This window comes from Verrucomicrobiota bacterium, assembly GCA_037139415.1.
Taxonomy (GTDB): Bacteria; Verrucomicrobiota; Verrucomicrobiia; order Limisphaerales; family Fontisphaeraceae; genus JBAXGN01.
The window spans coordinates 1-13,702 of the sequence record JBAXGN010000072.1; the positions used below are offsets into that span (position 1 = coordinate 1).

Here is a 13,702-nt window from a genome sequence, read left to right on the forward strand (position 1 = left end):
AATGAATCCATCGTTCCTTCAAAAAAAATGCCGCCAGTGTCGAAAGATAGGCTAACAAATCGGTGTGAATGCGCCTGGTTGGTTGTTGCCGGCGGCGTTGCCAAAAATAAAAAAGCGGGGCTCAGTTTCCTGAGCCCCGCTGTGAAATTTTCCAACGGATTAATAGCGACTACGACCACCGCCGCCGCCACCGCTGCCGCCGCCATAACCACCACCGCCGCCGCCGCCGCCGTATGAACGACGACCGCCGCCACCGCCGCCGCCGCCAGTGCGCTCTTCACGAGGCTTGGCCACGTTGACAGTCAGGGCGCGACCATCAATTTCCTTGCCGTTCAAGGCTTCAATGGCCTTTTGGGCCTCTTCGGGGGTGCTCATGGTCACGAAACCAAAGCCACGGGGGCGATTGGTCATGCGATCCATCATTAGGTTGGTTTCGGTAACCGTGCCATGCGCGGCAAACGCGTCCTGCAGGTCATTCTCAGTGGTGTTGAAGGAAAGATTTCCAACAAACAATTTATTACTCATACGATGTTTTACTATCCGACAAACTGCACCTTCCACAGACTGATCCCGAACACCGGGTTTAAAATCATCATAGAACCAAGTCCACATGAAGATTCACCATGCCTAGAAAAGAAACAAGCTATCTAATAGACGAGTGCAATATGCACCCATTCCGGCATCATGGCAAGAACTATCGGTAAAAATCTTTTAGTCCGATTTGGCTCAAATTTTCAGCCACCGGCGGAGTTGTACTGCGGGGAGGCCAAAAGGAAGGCTTCCTTACGTATCCTATTAGCAATCATGAAATCGTCTCGGTTTTGACGCCTGCATTTGACAGGGCGTCCCGGCTTCGTATGATTTTGCATGATTTTTGCCGGAACCAGGCAAAAATGAAAGTGTGGTATTGGTCCCCTCTCCCGCGTTGTTTCTCACGACCGCTCTGATTTTGCTGTGGCGGTTTGGTGTTTTGGCGTGGTCGCCGAGGCCGGGCAGGGGGATGGCCGCAATGTGAAAAATATTATTAATTGTGCAACGTTTGATGTCATCGAACCCGGCGATCCGCCGGGCCATTTGTGGAGCCGGCCTGATTGGCGCGGGGTTGTGTGTGTTTGCCAGTTCCGCCCGGGCGGCTCAGACCATCTCACCCCTTCCGCAAAAGCCGGCTTGGCTGAATGAATTGTCACTCGGCCTTAAGGAAGGTTATGACGACAATGTCTATCTTTCCGGGGCAGATCAGCGGTTCATGCCGCCGGGGAAGGTGTCGCTGAAGGGACGCGATTCCTGGGTGACGACGGTTTCGCCCCGGATTGGGTTCGACTTTCGTCCGTTGCTGGGCGGCACCAATACCGTTCAAGCGTTGTCCTTGAATTATACGCCGGACTTTGTCACGTATCACGCTGCCAATACGGAGAGTCACCAGGCGCATCGTTTTGCCAATGCGATTAAACTCCAGCACGAGGCGTTTTCCATGCAGGTGGACCACAGCTTCTATTATATCCATGGACCCCGCCTTGGTCCGAGTTACCCGGGGGGGCTGTTGAATGCCTATTCCACCGTGACTGTACGCGAGCGACGGGAGCAATTTCAGGACCGGGCCAAGGTGAATCTCCGATATGATCAGGATGCCTGGTTTGCCCGGCCCACCGCGTCGCTGCTGTATTATGAGTTGATGACGGTTCAGCGACCGACCACGACGGCGGAATGTTACCAGAACTATCCGGATCGCTATGATGTCAACGGCGGCATGGACATGGGTTACAAGTTCAGCCCGGATTTGGCGGCGGTCATCGGTTACCGTTATGGGCATCAATACCAGCAGCAATTTTCCTGGGATAAATACAGCACCCCCAGCGATTATCAGCGCGTGTTGCTCGGTCTGGAAGGGCGAATTGGAAAATGGTTGAAATTTGAGGGGCTGTTTGGGCCGGATTTTCGCAGCTATCCCGGTGACACAGCCACTCACATCACCCCGGTCCGGGATCATCACCCGGTGAAATTCTACGGGGAAGCCGGTGTGGCCATCGAACCCACCTCGAACGACACGATTACCTTCAAGTTTAAACGGCTTCAATGGGTTTCCAGCGTCGGACGCCTTCCCTGTCAGGACATGGTCTTTGACTTGAATTATCGCCGCAAACTGACCGATCAATTGTGGCTCGACTTGGGCGGGCGGGCTTTTAATTCCGATTACACGAGCGCGAGCCTGGCCTCGGGTGCACGCAGCGACTGGATGATCACCCCGGCCATTGGTCTGCGATATGCCTTCACGACCCAGTTCAGTATGGATTTGGGCTATTCCGTGGACTTGGGCCGTAATGCTCAGGATGGCATCGTCAATCCGGAAACCCGGGACTTCATCCGGCACATTGTCTCCCTTGGTGCCCAGTTTAAATTCTGAGCTTGCCGCCTGGTTTGATGGCATGCCGGTGTTTATGCGGGTGCTGGTTGTCTGGGCGTAAACTTCGGGTTGACCTTTAGCCGCTAACGCATACCATCGGCATCATGATTTTTGTCCAAGACCGATGCCGGGCCGCCATGCTTGCCGTGGCCGTGTGCGGGCTTTGCTCCGTCACTGATGTTTGCGCCAGTGACTGGCCGCAGTGGCGGGGACCGCAACGCGACGGCCACGCGGTCAGCAAGGTCAAACTGGACGCTTTGCCCAAAGATCCCAAAACCTTGTGGTCCATTCCGGTGGGCGTGGGGCAGTCTTCTCCGGTCATCGCCGGCAGTCGTGTCCTCTACCTGGACGATCAGAACGGACAGGAAACCGCTCACAGTCTGGACTTGGCGAGCGGCAAGGAACAGTGGTGCGTCTCGTTCAGTCCTTCCGAGGTTTGGGGCAACGCCTATGGTGCCGGGCCACGCTGCACGCCGGTCGTGGATGGGGATCGCGTCTATGTGCAATCTTGCCGCGGTGAATTTCGCTGTCTGTCGCTGGCTGACGGGAAAACGCTCTGGCGCACCAGCTTTGAAAAAGAGTGGGGAGCATCCTGGTTTGGCAATGCCGGCAACAACGCCCCGGAAGCCAAAGAAACCGCTGCGCGCCGCCACGGCAATAATGGCTCGGCGGTGGTCGAGGGGGAAAGTGTCTTTGTCCCGGTCGGCAGCCCGGAAAAAGGCACGCTTGTCGCGTTCAATAAGCAGACTGGGAAAGTGCTGTGGACGGCAGGTCATGACAACGCCGGGTATTCTTCGGTTTTGGTTGCCACCATCGGTGGCGTGCGGCAGGTGGTTCATCTTACGGCCGATACGCTTATGGGGGTGGACGCCAAGAACGGAAAAATCCTGTGGAGCACGCCGGTAAAAACCGGTGCCAAACGCAACGTGCTTACCCCGATCTGTGCGGGTGACACCGTGACGATTTCTTCAACTTCGGTGGCGCTTACAAAGTTCAAGATCACCAAGGAGGGTGGAGATTTTAAGGTCGCGCCGGTTTGGAAAAATGAGAAAGTCAAAATTACCCTTGCCACGCCGGTGCTGGTCGGCAATTACCTGTATGGACTTGGGACTGGGCAAAAAACTGACTTGGTGTGCGTGGATTTTAACACGGGCGACGTGAAGTGGAGCCAACCCGGTTTCGGTGATTACGCTTCGTTCATCGCGTTGGAAGACAAAGTGCTGGTGCAAAACATGACGGGTACCCTGTTACTGATGAAGGCCAGCCCGGAGAAATATTTAGAACTGGGACGCGTACAGGTTTGCGGCAACACCTGGAGTTATCCGGCCTTTGCCGACGGGTTGTTGGTCCAGCGTGACAAGACCAAGCTTTTTGCCGTGGAATTAGCGAAGTGATTAAACACCATGGGATGTGACGGTAACCCTGCAAAGTGATCGGCGAGCGCTGCGAGATCGGTGGCAAACTCCTCCTTGTGCTTCCAATTTTGTGGTTTGGAATCACTTGTGCCCAGCTTGATGACCACCGCCTTGGGCTGAAAATCGGAAGCTTGAACAAACGCCGCCTGTTTCCAATACGGCTTATCCCCCTTATTCAGCAGGGTGGCTCCGCTGACGCCAAATAGACTGGGTTAGAAGTTGAAAGGATTTTTTATCATGGATGCGGGTATCGTTCATGTCTGCCGTATCTTTCAGCAACATATATGGCAGCCCCCAAGACGATCAATCCGAGGCCAACTGTCCACGTATCCACCGCTTGTTCGAGTTGAAATTCATCTGGTGTGGTACTTCCCGCAGAACTTTCCCAGTTTCGTTCCAATCGCCCTGTCGTAGCATTGTGTTCCATCCAATACCGGCAACGATGAAAATTGCCAGCCTCCATATCACCGTGACCGTAAATGACTGTGTAAAAGATACAGAACCCAAGAACCAACAGACCAAAAGTCGCAATCCCGCAGCAAATCATGGTGATGGGTTTATTCATGCGCCTTTAACAATGCGACTTCCACCCCACCTATTTCCCCCGAAATACCTCTTTTATCGCCTCCAGATATTTCATGCCATTCACCCTGTCAGGTTCGAGATAACTGCCCTCGGTCCATTCATTCCAGCAATTGATATTCAGAATGCGCGGGCCGTTGGGCTGGGCTAGCAGACGCTGCTTCGTGCGGACCAGCGCTTCGCGGAAACGCTCCGGCGTGTTACCGCTGATCGTGTTCATGAACGGATAGATGAAATTGCCGAACTCATCGTCCTGGTTGGCGCGCGGACTGGAATCCCAACCCATGGTCACATTCGGATAATACGGCACTTGGAACAGGTTTTCCGCCTTGTCCCAGTATTTGAAATAGGCGTCGCGCACAAACTCATAATCCGTCTGCTGCTTCGGCAGGCCAACGTGGTGAATCCAGACATAGGATGTGACGGAATCAAACCCGAGATCCCGCACCAATTTGGGTGTATCCGCCGGCTTCTTTTCACCGGGCAGAATGGGTTGTCCCCAGACCACCGCATTGAGGTGCAGCCCGGGCAAACCAGCGGCCACGGCTTTGGCGCGGAACTTATCCAAGGCGGTGCGGGTGGCCGCCACGCTGCCGTGACTGTCCAGCAGCTTCGTCAATTCATAGAACGAGAAATACGGTTTGCCATCAATCTTCCAATAAGACGGGTGCGAGAAATAGTCTTTGATGACGTGGTCGCAGATTTTCTCGAAATTCGCCGGGGTCACCGCGCCAGAGTAAAGGACGGTCCGGGGTGCGCCGCGCTTATATGGGTGAATCTCCTGCCAATCGTGATTGGCCCACATGAAGGCGAACTTGAGCCGGTGATTGTTGGTGGCTTGCAGAAAACCGATGTCAATGGGGCGATCCAGATAGGGACCGTCGTTATAATAGTACCAGTCAAAGATAAAGGCATCTATGCCGTGATCGGCGGCGGCGGCAATCTTCTGGGCCATGACTCTGGGATCGGATTCATCGGTATATCCCCACGCCGGTACATTGGGCTGATGATGGCCGGGGAACCGTGGTTTGGCGGCTTTGACCAGTTCCCATTCCGCCCAGCCTTTGCCCTTCTGCTTCTCGTTGCGCGGATCGTTCGGATGGTAGTTGCCGAAATAATAACTGGCCACGGTGATGGTGTCACTCCTGGCGGCAGCTTCCGCGCCAAGCGCCGAGACGCCGCTGACGATTACTGCGGCCACCCACAAAATCAAAACACGTATTTTCATAGAATGCTCTGTGCCTGCATCCTGCCGTCATGTGATCTATTTTTACAGGAAAATTTTTGCGGGATTTTGCCGAATGCGGTGTATATTGGTTGCAAGGTGTTCATAGTGAATGCCCCAAGATTGACACAGATCATGAGTGGTAAGCTCTTGTCGGCTCCTGCTGCCATTGTGGACGCAGAAGTTGAGAGTGGGGTTTTACCCAACGGACTGAGAACAACATACTGAAACATGAAAGCAACCTATTCCAAAATCCTTGGAACCCTGGCCGCCGTAACGCTGGCCTTGACCCTGGCCGCCACGGCTGCCGATGAACCCAAAGCTGGCAAAGCCAAACCTTACCCGCTGGAAACCTGCATCGTAACCGGAGAAAAGCTGGGCGGCATGGGTGAAGCCTATGTGTTTGTGCATGAAGGACAGGAAATCAAACTGTGCTGCAAAGGCTGCCTGAAGGCCTTCAAGAAAGAACCCGCCAAGTATCTCAAGAAGCTGACTGAAGAACCCAAGAAATAGTTCCGCTCGATTAATACAACCTAAAGCCACCTTTCAACTGTGCTCATGGTCGCGCTCAACTGTTCGGCCATGGGCTCAGGTTTTTACAACGGTTACCAGGAGTTGTGATTATAAAATCCGAAGCTCGAAATACTGAATTTCGAGAACAAACAGAAATCCAACAAACGACCTTCGGTTGGTTACGGCCCTCGGCTTTTGGGTTTCGGGCTTTCGGATTTCTTTCAGACCTCGGTTTTCGGTTTTCGATTTTCTTGCTTTTGAGCACGCTTGCGCTTCACGCTGCCTCACCGTCGTCCTCGTTACTGGCCGCAGGCGTCCTGCCCACTCCCATCATTTTTCGCGGCGATGCCACCACGGCGTACCGCGACCCGGCAGCAATCTACCATGCCGGAGTCTTTCACCTATACTTCACCCTCGTCCGCATCGAAGACGGCAAGCCTTATTCATACACCGCCTGGAGCAAAAGTACGAACCTGACGCAATGGACGTCACCGCAGATTTTTACCCCGCGCGATCAGCACCTCAACTACGGCAGTCCGGGCAATGTCATTCGTTTCAGCAATCAATGGGTGATGTGCCTGCAAACGTACCCGCGCCCCAATGGCGAAAAATACGGTAATGCAGATTCGCGCTTGTGGCTGATGCGCAGCGATGACCTGGAGCGCTGGAGCGCCCCGGAATTATTGGCAGTGAAAGGCCCCGATGTGCCACGTGAAAAAATGGGACGCATGATTGATCCCTACCTGGTGGAGGATAAGGATGAACCGGGAAAATGGTGGTGCTTCTTCAAACAGAATGGCGCCAGCCGGTCGTGGTCCAGAGACCTGCAATCGTGGACGTATAGCGGACGCATCCCGGCCGGGGAAAACGTCTGCGTGATGGTGGATGGCGGTGAATACGTGATGTTTCATTCCCCGTCCAACGGGATCGGCATGAAACGCTCGCGCGACCTGAAAGTATGGCGTGATGAGGCGCTACTCACCTTGGGACAAACCGATTGGCCTTGGGCGCAGGGACGCCTGACGGCGGGCTTTGTGATGGACCTGCGCCATGAACCCGCCATCGGCAAAGCACTAATGTTCTTTCATGGATCGGATTTCCCGGAAAATGATCCGCGCGGAGGATTCGACAACTTTGCCAGTCTGGGGATTGCCTGGAGTTCGGACTTGAAGCATTGGGATTGGCCGGGGAAGAAGTGATGACTTCAATTTCGGATTTCGGATTTCGGATTGCGGAGAAGGGAAAGTGACCAGTTATCAAATGATCCGTGCTTGCAGCGACGCCGCTTTGCGGGTAGAGTATTTGCAGCGTAACATAACGGGCAACAATCTTAACCGGGAGTAAATCATGAAAGTTCGCGTTCGCTTTGCACCGAGTCCGACCGGCTACCTGCATATTGGTGGCGCTCGCACCGCATTATTCAACTGGCTTTATGCCCGCCATACCGGCGGCACATTCGTCTTGCGCATTGAGGATACCGACGCGGCACGTAATTCCGAGGAAGCCGTTTCCGTTATTCTCAACGGGCTGCATTGGCTGGGCATGGATTGGGATGAAGGCCCCCTGACGTCCGATGCCACCGGCGCCGGCAAAGGCGAGTACGGTCCCTACTTTCAATCGCAACGCCGGGAAAACTATGAGCGCCGGGTGGAAGCCCTGTTATCCCGTGGCCTGGCCTATGAGCACGAAGGGGCCGTGAAATTTAAGATGACCCGCGAGCCGGTAATCATTCACGACCAGGTGGTCGGCGAAGTAAAACGTAACCTCACGGATCGCGAGGAAGCGGACCCGGATTTTGTCATCGTGCGCTCGGATGGCCAGCCGGTGTTCCACCTGGTGAACGTGGTGGATGACATTGAGATGAACATCACCCATGTCATTCGTGGTGAAGACCACCTAAGCAACAGCGCCAAACACATCGCCCTCTTCCGCGCCTTTGACGTCGAACCGCCCAGATACGCGCATATCCCCCTCATCTTAAACCAGGATGGCTCCAAAATGAGCAAGCGCGACCAAGGGGCCTCGCTGACCTCCTATCAAAAGGACGGCTTCGTGCCCGAGGCGGTCGTCAATTTCCTTTGTCTGCTTGGCTGGTCGCCGAAGAATAACCGGGAAATCCTCTCTCTCCCGGAATTGATTGAACTATTCGATCTCCCCCAGATTCTGCGGCACAACGCCCGCTTTGATTACCAGAAACTGGTCTGGATGAACGGCGAGTACATTGCAAAAATGGCGCCCGACCGGTTCTACGAACTGGCGGTTCATACCCTGTCCCACAACGGCTTGGATACCAACACGTATCCGACCAGCTACGTCAAGGCCGCGTTGGATACCTGCATGGGCAAGATTGATCTGTTTTCCGAATTGCCCGCGTATGCCGGATTCTATTTCAGCGACACAATCACGCAAGATCCGGAAGCAGTCAAAACGCTGTTCACGACCGTCAACCAGCCGCGCATTCAAAAACTGCGGGATGCCTTCGCCGCCTTGGGTGAGTTCAAAGCCGCCACCATTGAAGCGGCTTTGAAGGCCACCGCCGCCGAGTTAGGTCTCAAGGTCAAGGAACTGGTTCACCCCATCCGCCTAGCCTGCACCGGAAAAACCGCCGGCCCCAGCCTGTACCACCTCATGGAAATCATCGGCAAAGAAAAGGTGCTGCAACGGCTGGACCTGGCCTTGGGCATGATTGCCTGATGTCGTATTCGCAACGTGCTGAGGCTAAAAGCGAAGAACCACTCCTAGCCTCACGCTTCCAATCTCGAAATCTTGGAATCCATCTCTATTGATATCAACGCATTTAAATAATACAACCAGCGTGGTGCCGAATACCATTTTCTAGCATTGACGTCACGATCATTTTCGTATGCTCTGTTTTCCATGCAACGAATCATGTCCATAGAATCGAGTGCTGCACGTCCGGAAACGCTTGTGCCGCGGCGGCGTTTTCTGCGAACAGCCGGACTCATGGTTGGCGGGCTAACCCTGGTCCGTTCATCCAGCCTGGCGGCACCGTTGAGTGCCGTGCCCAAAAGCCGGCTGGACCGGCTCTCCAAAGGTGCCAACGTCGCCAAATGGTTCCGTTACCCGCGTGCCGAAAATGCCGCGCACTTCGGCCAATACATCTCGGAGACGGAAGCGGCCCAAATTTACCGGATGGGGCTCCAGCATGTCCGCCTGTGCATTCACCCGAAAATCATGATGGATCCGACTACCGGTGCCATCCGCGAGGAAAACTTTGGTTATCTGGAAGCCGCCATCCAACGGTTTCAGCGCGCCAAACTGCTGGTGGTGGTGGATATGCATAATGAGGATCGCCCCTCCGAGTTGAATCCGACCTGGCAGGAAGCGTTCGTGAAATTCTGGGGGGCGCTGGCCACCCGCCTGGCGAAGTATGATGCGGACATGACCATCTTCGAGATCATCAATGAACCGGTGTTCAATAAGCGGGAAACCGAGTGGGATGCCCTTAATGCTCGCTTGGCTGGGACCATCCGCCAAAGCGCTCCGCAACACACCATCATTACTTCCGGCGCCAATTGGGGCGGCATTGACGGTTTGAAAAAAATGAAGCTGCTGGAGGATAAAAACGTGGTGTACTCGTTCCACTGCTACGATCCCTTTACCTTTACGCACCAGGGAGCCACCTGGTCCAGCGAGGAAGTCAAGCCGCTGCGCGGAGTGCCGTATCCTTCCAGCCCGGAGGCCGTGGTCCCGGTGCTGGCCGCCCTCGCCGATAAACCCAAATCCCGCGGCATGGTGGAACGGTATGGCAAGGAGCATTGGAACAAGGAAAAGCTGGCGGCCCGTTTCAAACAGGGCATTGATTGGGGGGCCCGCAACGGCGTGGCCTTGTACTGTGGAGAATTTGGCGTGTACCCGCCGCACAGTAAACCGGAACACCGCGCCAACTGGTTCCGGGACTTCGGCGAGGTGCTGGCGGAAAACCGCATCCTCTGGGCCGTGTGGGGCTGGGATGAAGGTTTCGGCCTGAACCGCAAACTGGTGGACGGCCAACCCGCCGTGGATCAAGTCGTAGCCAAAGCCCTTGGGTTGCAAACCTGACCTGGTTTCCATAGTCGAGGATACCCAATTCATCGTGTCCAAGCACGGCGTGCCACATTGGCTTGCCAAACGGTTAGAAGTATGCGACATCCCTTGCCGACGCCTATGCATCATTTAAAACGAAATACGATTCAAGCGCTGGTGAGCAGCAGCCTCCTGTGTGCCCTGTTGGGCAGTGCCCAGGATACCAACCAACCACCGGCCCCGATCCAGCAGGGCAAGGGCCACCTCTTTGCCTGCACGGATTATTCCGCCGGCAAGGTTTTCATCGTCAATCCCGAGGGCAAGGTGGAGTGGGAATACGCCGCGCCGCATTGCAATGATTTGTGGGTGTTACCCAATGGCAACCTGTTATTTAATACGGGGACCGGGGTGAAAGAGGTGACCCGGGAAAAGAAGGTGGTGTTCATGTACGAGTCGAAGAGCGAGATTTATGCCTGCCAGCGCCTGCCCAACGGCAATACGTTTGTGGGCGAGTGCAGTTTTGGGCGGATGCTGGAGGTGGCGTCGGATGGCAAGATTGTGAAGGAAGTCCGTCTGTTGCCGGAAGGCAAAAACGGCGGGCACAGTTACATTCGCAACGCCCGGCAGCTTCCCAATGGCAATTATCTGGTCACCCATTACGGCGAGGGGTTTGTGCGCGAGTACGATCCGCAGGGAAAGATGGTGAAGGAAATTCCCGCGCCGGGCGGACCGCACAGCGTCATTCGGTTGCCGAATGGGAACACGCTGATTGCCTGCGGCGATCTGGGGGGCAAGGGCCGGACGGTGTTTGAGGTAGATGACACTGGCAAAACCGTCTGGTCGGTAAGCAAGGATGAGTTGCCTGGCATCAGCCTTAAATTCATGGCGGGGCTGCAACGTTTGCCCAACGGTAATACGGTCATGTGCAACTGGCTCGGGCACGGGCAGTTTGGCAAGGCCCCGCATCTCATCGAGATTACCCCGGACAAGAAGGTGCTCTGGACGTTTGCCGACCACAAGACGATGCGCACAATCTCCAGCGTGTACCTGCTGGATGTGACGGGCGACGTCTGGCATTAAGCCGGCATCTGCGCCCACCGTTCGCCATGAACCCGCCGCTTCCTTACAAGATTGCGACGCTGTTGTATTGTTTCAACGAGCGTGACGAGGTGTTGTTGCTGGAACGCGCCCAGGAACCCAACCTGGGGTTGTGGAGTCCACCGGGCGGAAAACTAAAGACGGATCTGGGAGAGTCTCCCTACATGTGCGCCTGCCGGGAAGCGCAGGAGGAGTTGGGAGTATCCTTGACGCCAGCGGATTTGCATCTGGCAGGTCTGATCAGCGAGCACGGCTATCACGGGCAGGCGCATTGGCTGATGTTCCTGTTTGAAGTGAAGCAGCGTCTCCAAGTGTTGCCCCCGCCACATCGCGAGGGCCGGTTCGCGTTCTTCACGCGGGAAGCCGTATCATCCCTGCCGCAGCCGGAAACAGATCGCGCGCAACTCTGGCCCCTGTTCTGGCGTTGGCGCGGCGGCTTTTTTGCCGCGCACTGCCGATGCCATGCTGAGGGGCGTTACGAGTGGACCGCGGAAGAGGCCTATTGCGACAGGACGTAGGCGGCCAAGTCGTCAATCTCTTGCGGGGTCAGGCCGGAGGTGTGGCCGTGTTTATCCCCCTTGTTGTGCTTGGTCAGCAGGTCCTTGATGGTCGCGGCGGAACCGTCGTGCAAGTAGGGAGCGGTGCGCCAGACTTCGTGCAGTGTCGGGGTGTCAAACTCAGCGACATTATCATACTCACCCTTCGTGCCGACATCATAATGGTTGAGCGTGGTAAAGAGCTTGTCCGCCGGGTGGCAGGCAGCGCAAGCCGCTTTGGGGCTGTTGAATAGTTTCTGCCCGCGCTGGGCGGAGGGCGAGAGTTTCCCATTTACCAAGTGAGGGCTGGGAGTTGGTTTCAGCGACTTGAGGTATTCGTCCATGGACGCGGGTACTTCCTCTGGTTGCACGGTGAACAGGATGTGGCGAATACCAGCCCGCACGGCAGATTCCGCAGTTTCGCGCACGCCCTGGGACATGGCGGGGGGAGTTTTGTGCGATAGGATCATGCTTTTGGTGTTTTTCGGATTACCGATGCCGTCGTTCAGGAGGTCCCAATTTAACGCGTCCACACGGGCGTCGAAGGAGTGGCAACTGCCGCAACTTTGCCAGCCTTGAAAACAAATGGAGGCGTCATTGAAATAAAACTCCCCCTTGCGCACGATGCTCATGGCCTTCCGTGTGCCCAGAGACAGCGAGACCGGTTTGATGTACTTGGTGTCAAAATCCACCAAGGTAAGCGTGTCCGAGAAATAATTGGCGGTGAACGCTTTTTTTCCGATGATGGCCACCCCGCGCGGCCCCAAATCGCCCTTGTTCACGTCGCGAACCCCGTATTCAGTCTGGTATCGGACGCGTTGACGCAAGCTAACGAGAAACGAGAGGTCGTTGGGGATGTCGGAGGCAATGCGAGAGGCAGCGGTATAATCCACCGTTTGGAAATTGGTCATCGAGGTGGGCATTTTGGCCAGCTTTTCAAGTAGCCCCTTGATATCAATCACACTTAATTCATGCGTGCCGGCATGGGCAACGCACATGGTCTGGCTGTCTGCCGTCCAAGCGATGCCCCACGGGTTGGCCGCGCCGCTGTCCACGTTGTCCAGCAGGATTGTGTTGATGATTTTGCGCGTTTTCGCGTCAATCAGCGTCAGGGCATCGGTATTCATCCAGCCGCGTTCAAGCTGGGTGGTGGGCAGATGGAAACGCGAAAGCAGATGGGTTACGGCGGCATAGCGCCCATCGGGGGATACTTTCATATCCAGCAGCAATCCGCTTCCGTTGGGAAGGGTGAGTTGAGTGGCTACCTGGTTGGCCGCCGTATCAATGACGCTGACTTTGGCCGCGACGACTTCCCCATTGGCCGTCCCATCATGCAGATGGTTGGCGACAAACAGGGTCTGGCCATCCGGCGTGATCGCCGCTGCGATGGGTTCGCGCGGAAGCGGAATGCGAGCTTTGACGGTTTTATCGGCTAAATTGATCACCGCAACTTCATTGTTGAACCGGTTGCACACGTAGAGCGTCTTTTCGTCCGGGCTCAGGCACACGTTCATGGCGGTGTGACCGGCTGGCAGGGTGGCGGTAATTTTACCGGTTCGCGTATCCACTACGGCCACACTGCTGTTGACATCCGCACAGGCAACGTATAGCCGGGTGCCATCCTTGCTCAGTGCGAGGCTGGTGGGTGACGCTGGCATGGGGATGCTGCGCAATACTTTGCTGGAAGCCACCTCAAATACCCTGACCTCATTGGCGGTATGGCAGGCCACATACAAGAGTTTACCCTCCGCGTCCGGCAGCAGGGCTATCGGCGAAAGATAGTCTGATTTGGCGGAAACGCGTCCGGCCAACAGCGCCAGCATTAAGCTGGTCGCCCCGAACACTCTGATCACATTAGCGACGTTCATAATTTAAAACGAAATCTTGGTCCATTTACCTAGCATGG

Annotated in this window: 13 protein-coding genes; 8 read left to right on the forward strand and 5 right to left on the reverse strand. The window is 55.5% G+C overall.

What is annotated here, in order from left to right; translation table 11 throughout:
- Both WCO56_13920 and WCO56_13925 read right to left on the reverse strand, forming a co-directional pair.
- A partial coding sequence (locus WCO56_13920; GenBank protein MEI7730667.1) for a hypothetical protein occupies positions 1-206 on the reverse strand: 206 nt, incomplete at its 3' end.
- Positions 160-525, reverse strand: coding sequence for an RNA-binding protein (locus tag WCO56_13925; protein ID MEI7730668.1), 366 nt, complete (start codon positions 523-525; stop codon positions 160-162). The genes WCO56_13920 and WCO56_13925, both read right to left, overlap by 47 nt.
- Before the next feature lie 505 nt (positions 526-1,030).
- Between WCO56_13925 and WCO56_13930 the strand changes: the two genes are divergently transcribed.
- Entirely contained in the window at positions 1,031-2,401 is a 1,371-nt protein-coding gene (locus WCO56_13930) for a hypothetical protein (GenBank protein ID MEI7730669.1), read from the forward strand.
- A gap of 104 nt (positions 2,402-2,505) precedes the next feature.
- The gene (locus WCO56_13935) at positions 2,506-3,795 is read left to right on the forward strand and encodes a PQQ-binding-like beta-propeller repeat protein (protein ID MEI7730670.1); all 1,290 of its coding nucleotides are present in this window, start codon (positions 2,506-2,508) and stop codon (positions 3,793-3,795) included.
- A 256-nt stretch (positions 3,796-4,051) separates the two neighbouring features.
- Here WCO56_13935 and WCO56_13940 read toward each other — a convergent pair whose 3' ends face one another.
- Both WCO56_13940 and WCO56_13945 read right to left on the reverse strand, forming a co-directional pair.
- Entirely contained in the window at positions 4,052-4,381 is a 330-nt protein-coding gene (locus WCO56_13940; GenBank protein ID MEI7730671.1) for a hypothetical protein, read from the reverse strand.
- 30 nt (positions 4,382-4,411) lie between these two features.
- Entirely contained in the window at positions 4,412-5,626 is a 1,215-nt protein-coding gene (locus WCO56_13945) for a glycoside hydrolase family 99-like domain-containing protein (GenBank protein MEI7730672.1), read from the reverse strand.
- A gap of 228 nt (positions 5,627-5,854) precedes the next feature.
- Between WCO56_13945 and WCO56_13950 the strand changes: the two genes are divergently transcribed.
- The 6 genes from WCO56_13950 (at position 5,855) to WCO56_13975 (ending at position 11,778) form a co-directional block, all read left to right on the forward strand.
- Entirely contained in the window at positions 5,855-6,136 is a 282-nt protein-coding gene (locus WCO56_13950) for a hypothetical protein (protein ID MEI7730673.1), read from the forward strand.
- A 257-nt stretch (positions 6,137-6,393) separates the two neighbouring features.
- Positions 6,394-7,335 (forward strand): hypothetical protein, encoded by a 942-nt coding sequence (locus tag WCO56_13955; protein ID MEI7730674.1) that lies wholly within the window; start codon positions 6,394-6,396, stop codon positions 7,333-7,335.
- A gap of 148 nt (positions 7,336-7,483) precedes the next feature.
- On the forward strand, positions 7,484-8,830 hold the full coding sequence (gltX, locus tag WCO56_13960) for a glutamate--tRNA ligase (protein ID MEI7730675.1): 1,347 nt from the start codon (positions 7,484-7,486) through the stop codon (positions 8,828-8,830).
- Between the two features lie 195 nt (positions 8,831-9,025).
- The gene (locus WCO56_13965; GenBank protein MEI7730676.1) at positions 9,026-10,198 is read left to right on the forward strand and encodes a cellulase family glycosylhydrolase; all 1,173 of its coding nucleotides are present in this window, start codon (positions 9,026-9,028) and stop codon (positions 10,196-10,198) included.
- Between the two features lie 105 nt (positions 10,199-10,303).
- On the forward strand, positions 10,304-11,242 hold the full coding sequence (locus WCO56_13970) for a hypothetical protein (protein ID MEI7730677.1): 939 nt from the start codon (positions 10,304-10,306) through the stop codon (positions 11,240-11,242).
- 26 nt (positions 11,243-11,268) lie between these two features.
- Positions 11,269-11,778, forward strand: a complete 510-nt coding sequence (locus WCO56_13975) for an NUDIX domain-containing protein (GenBank protein MEI7730678.1) — start codon at positions 11,269-11,271, stop codon at positions 11,776-11,778.
- Here the strand turns inward: WCO56_13975 and WCO56_13980 are convergent.
- Positions 11,760-13,664 carry a c-type cytochrome gene (locus WCO56_13980; GenBank protein ID MEI7730679.1) on the reverse strand — a complete coding sequence of 635 codons (1,905 nt, stop codon included), beginning with the start codon at positions 13,662-13,664 and terminating at the stop codon, positions 11,760-11,762. The two genes, WCO56_13975 and WCO56_13980, sit on opposite strands and share 19 nt — an antisense overlap.
- Between the last annotated feature and the right edge of the window lie 38 nt (positions 13,665-13,702).

Bases quoted from the DNA above. Each gene is read 5' to 3' on its own strand.
- WCO56_13925 (MEI7730668.1), bottom strand. From the start codon at position 525: ATGAGTAATAAATTGTTTGTTGGAAATCTTTCCTTCAACACCACTGAG.
- WCO56_13935 (MEI7730670.1), top strand. From the start codon at position 2,506: ATGATTTTTGTCCAAGACCGATGCCGGGCCGCCATGCTTGCCGTGGCC.
- WCO56_13940 (MEI7730671.1), bottom strand. From the start codon at position 4,381: ATGAATAAACCCATCACCATGATTTGCTGCGGGATTGCGACTTTTGGT.
- WCO56_13945 (MEI7730672.1), bottom strand. From the start codon at position 5,626: ATGAAAATACGTGTTTTGATTTTGTGGGTGGCCGCAGTAATCGTCAGC.
- WCO56_13950 (MEI7730673.1), top strand. From the start codon at position 5,855: ATGAAAGCAACCTATTCCAAAATCCTTGGAACCCTGGCCGCCGTAACG.
- gltX (MEI7730675.1), top strand. From the start codon at position 7,484: ATGAAAGTTCGCGTTCGCTTTGCACCGAGTCCGACCGGCTACCTGCAT.
- WCO56_13965 (MEI7730676.1), top strand. From the start codon at position 9,026: ATGTCCATAGAATCGAGTGCTGCACGTCCGGAAACGCTTGTGCCGCGG.
- WCO56_13970 (MEI7730677.1), top strand. From the start codon at position 10,304: ATGCATCATTTAAAACGAAATACGATTCAAGCGCTGGTGAGCAGCAGC.
- WCO56_13975 (MEI7730678.1), top strand. From the start codon at position 11,269: ATGAACCCGCCGCTTCCTTACAAGATTGCGACGCTGTTGTATTGTTTC.
- WCO56_13980 (MEI7730679.1), bottom strand. From the start codon at position 13,664: ATGAACGTCGCTAATGTGATCAGAGTGTTCGGGGCGACCAGCTTAATG.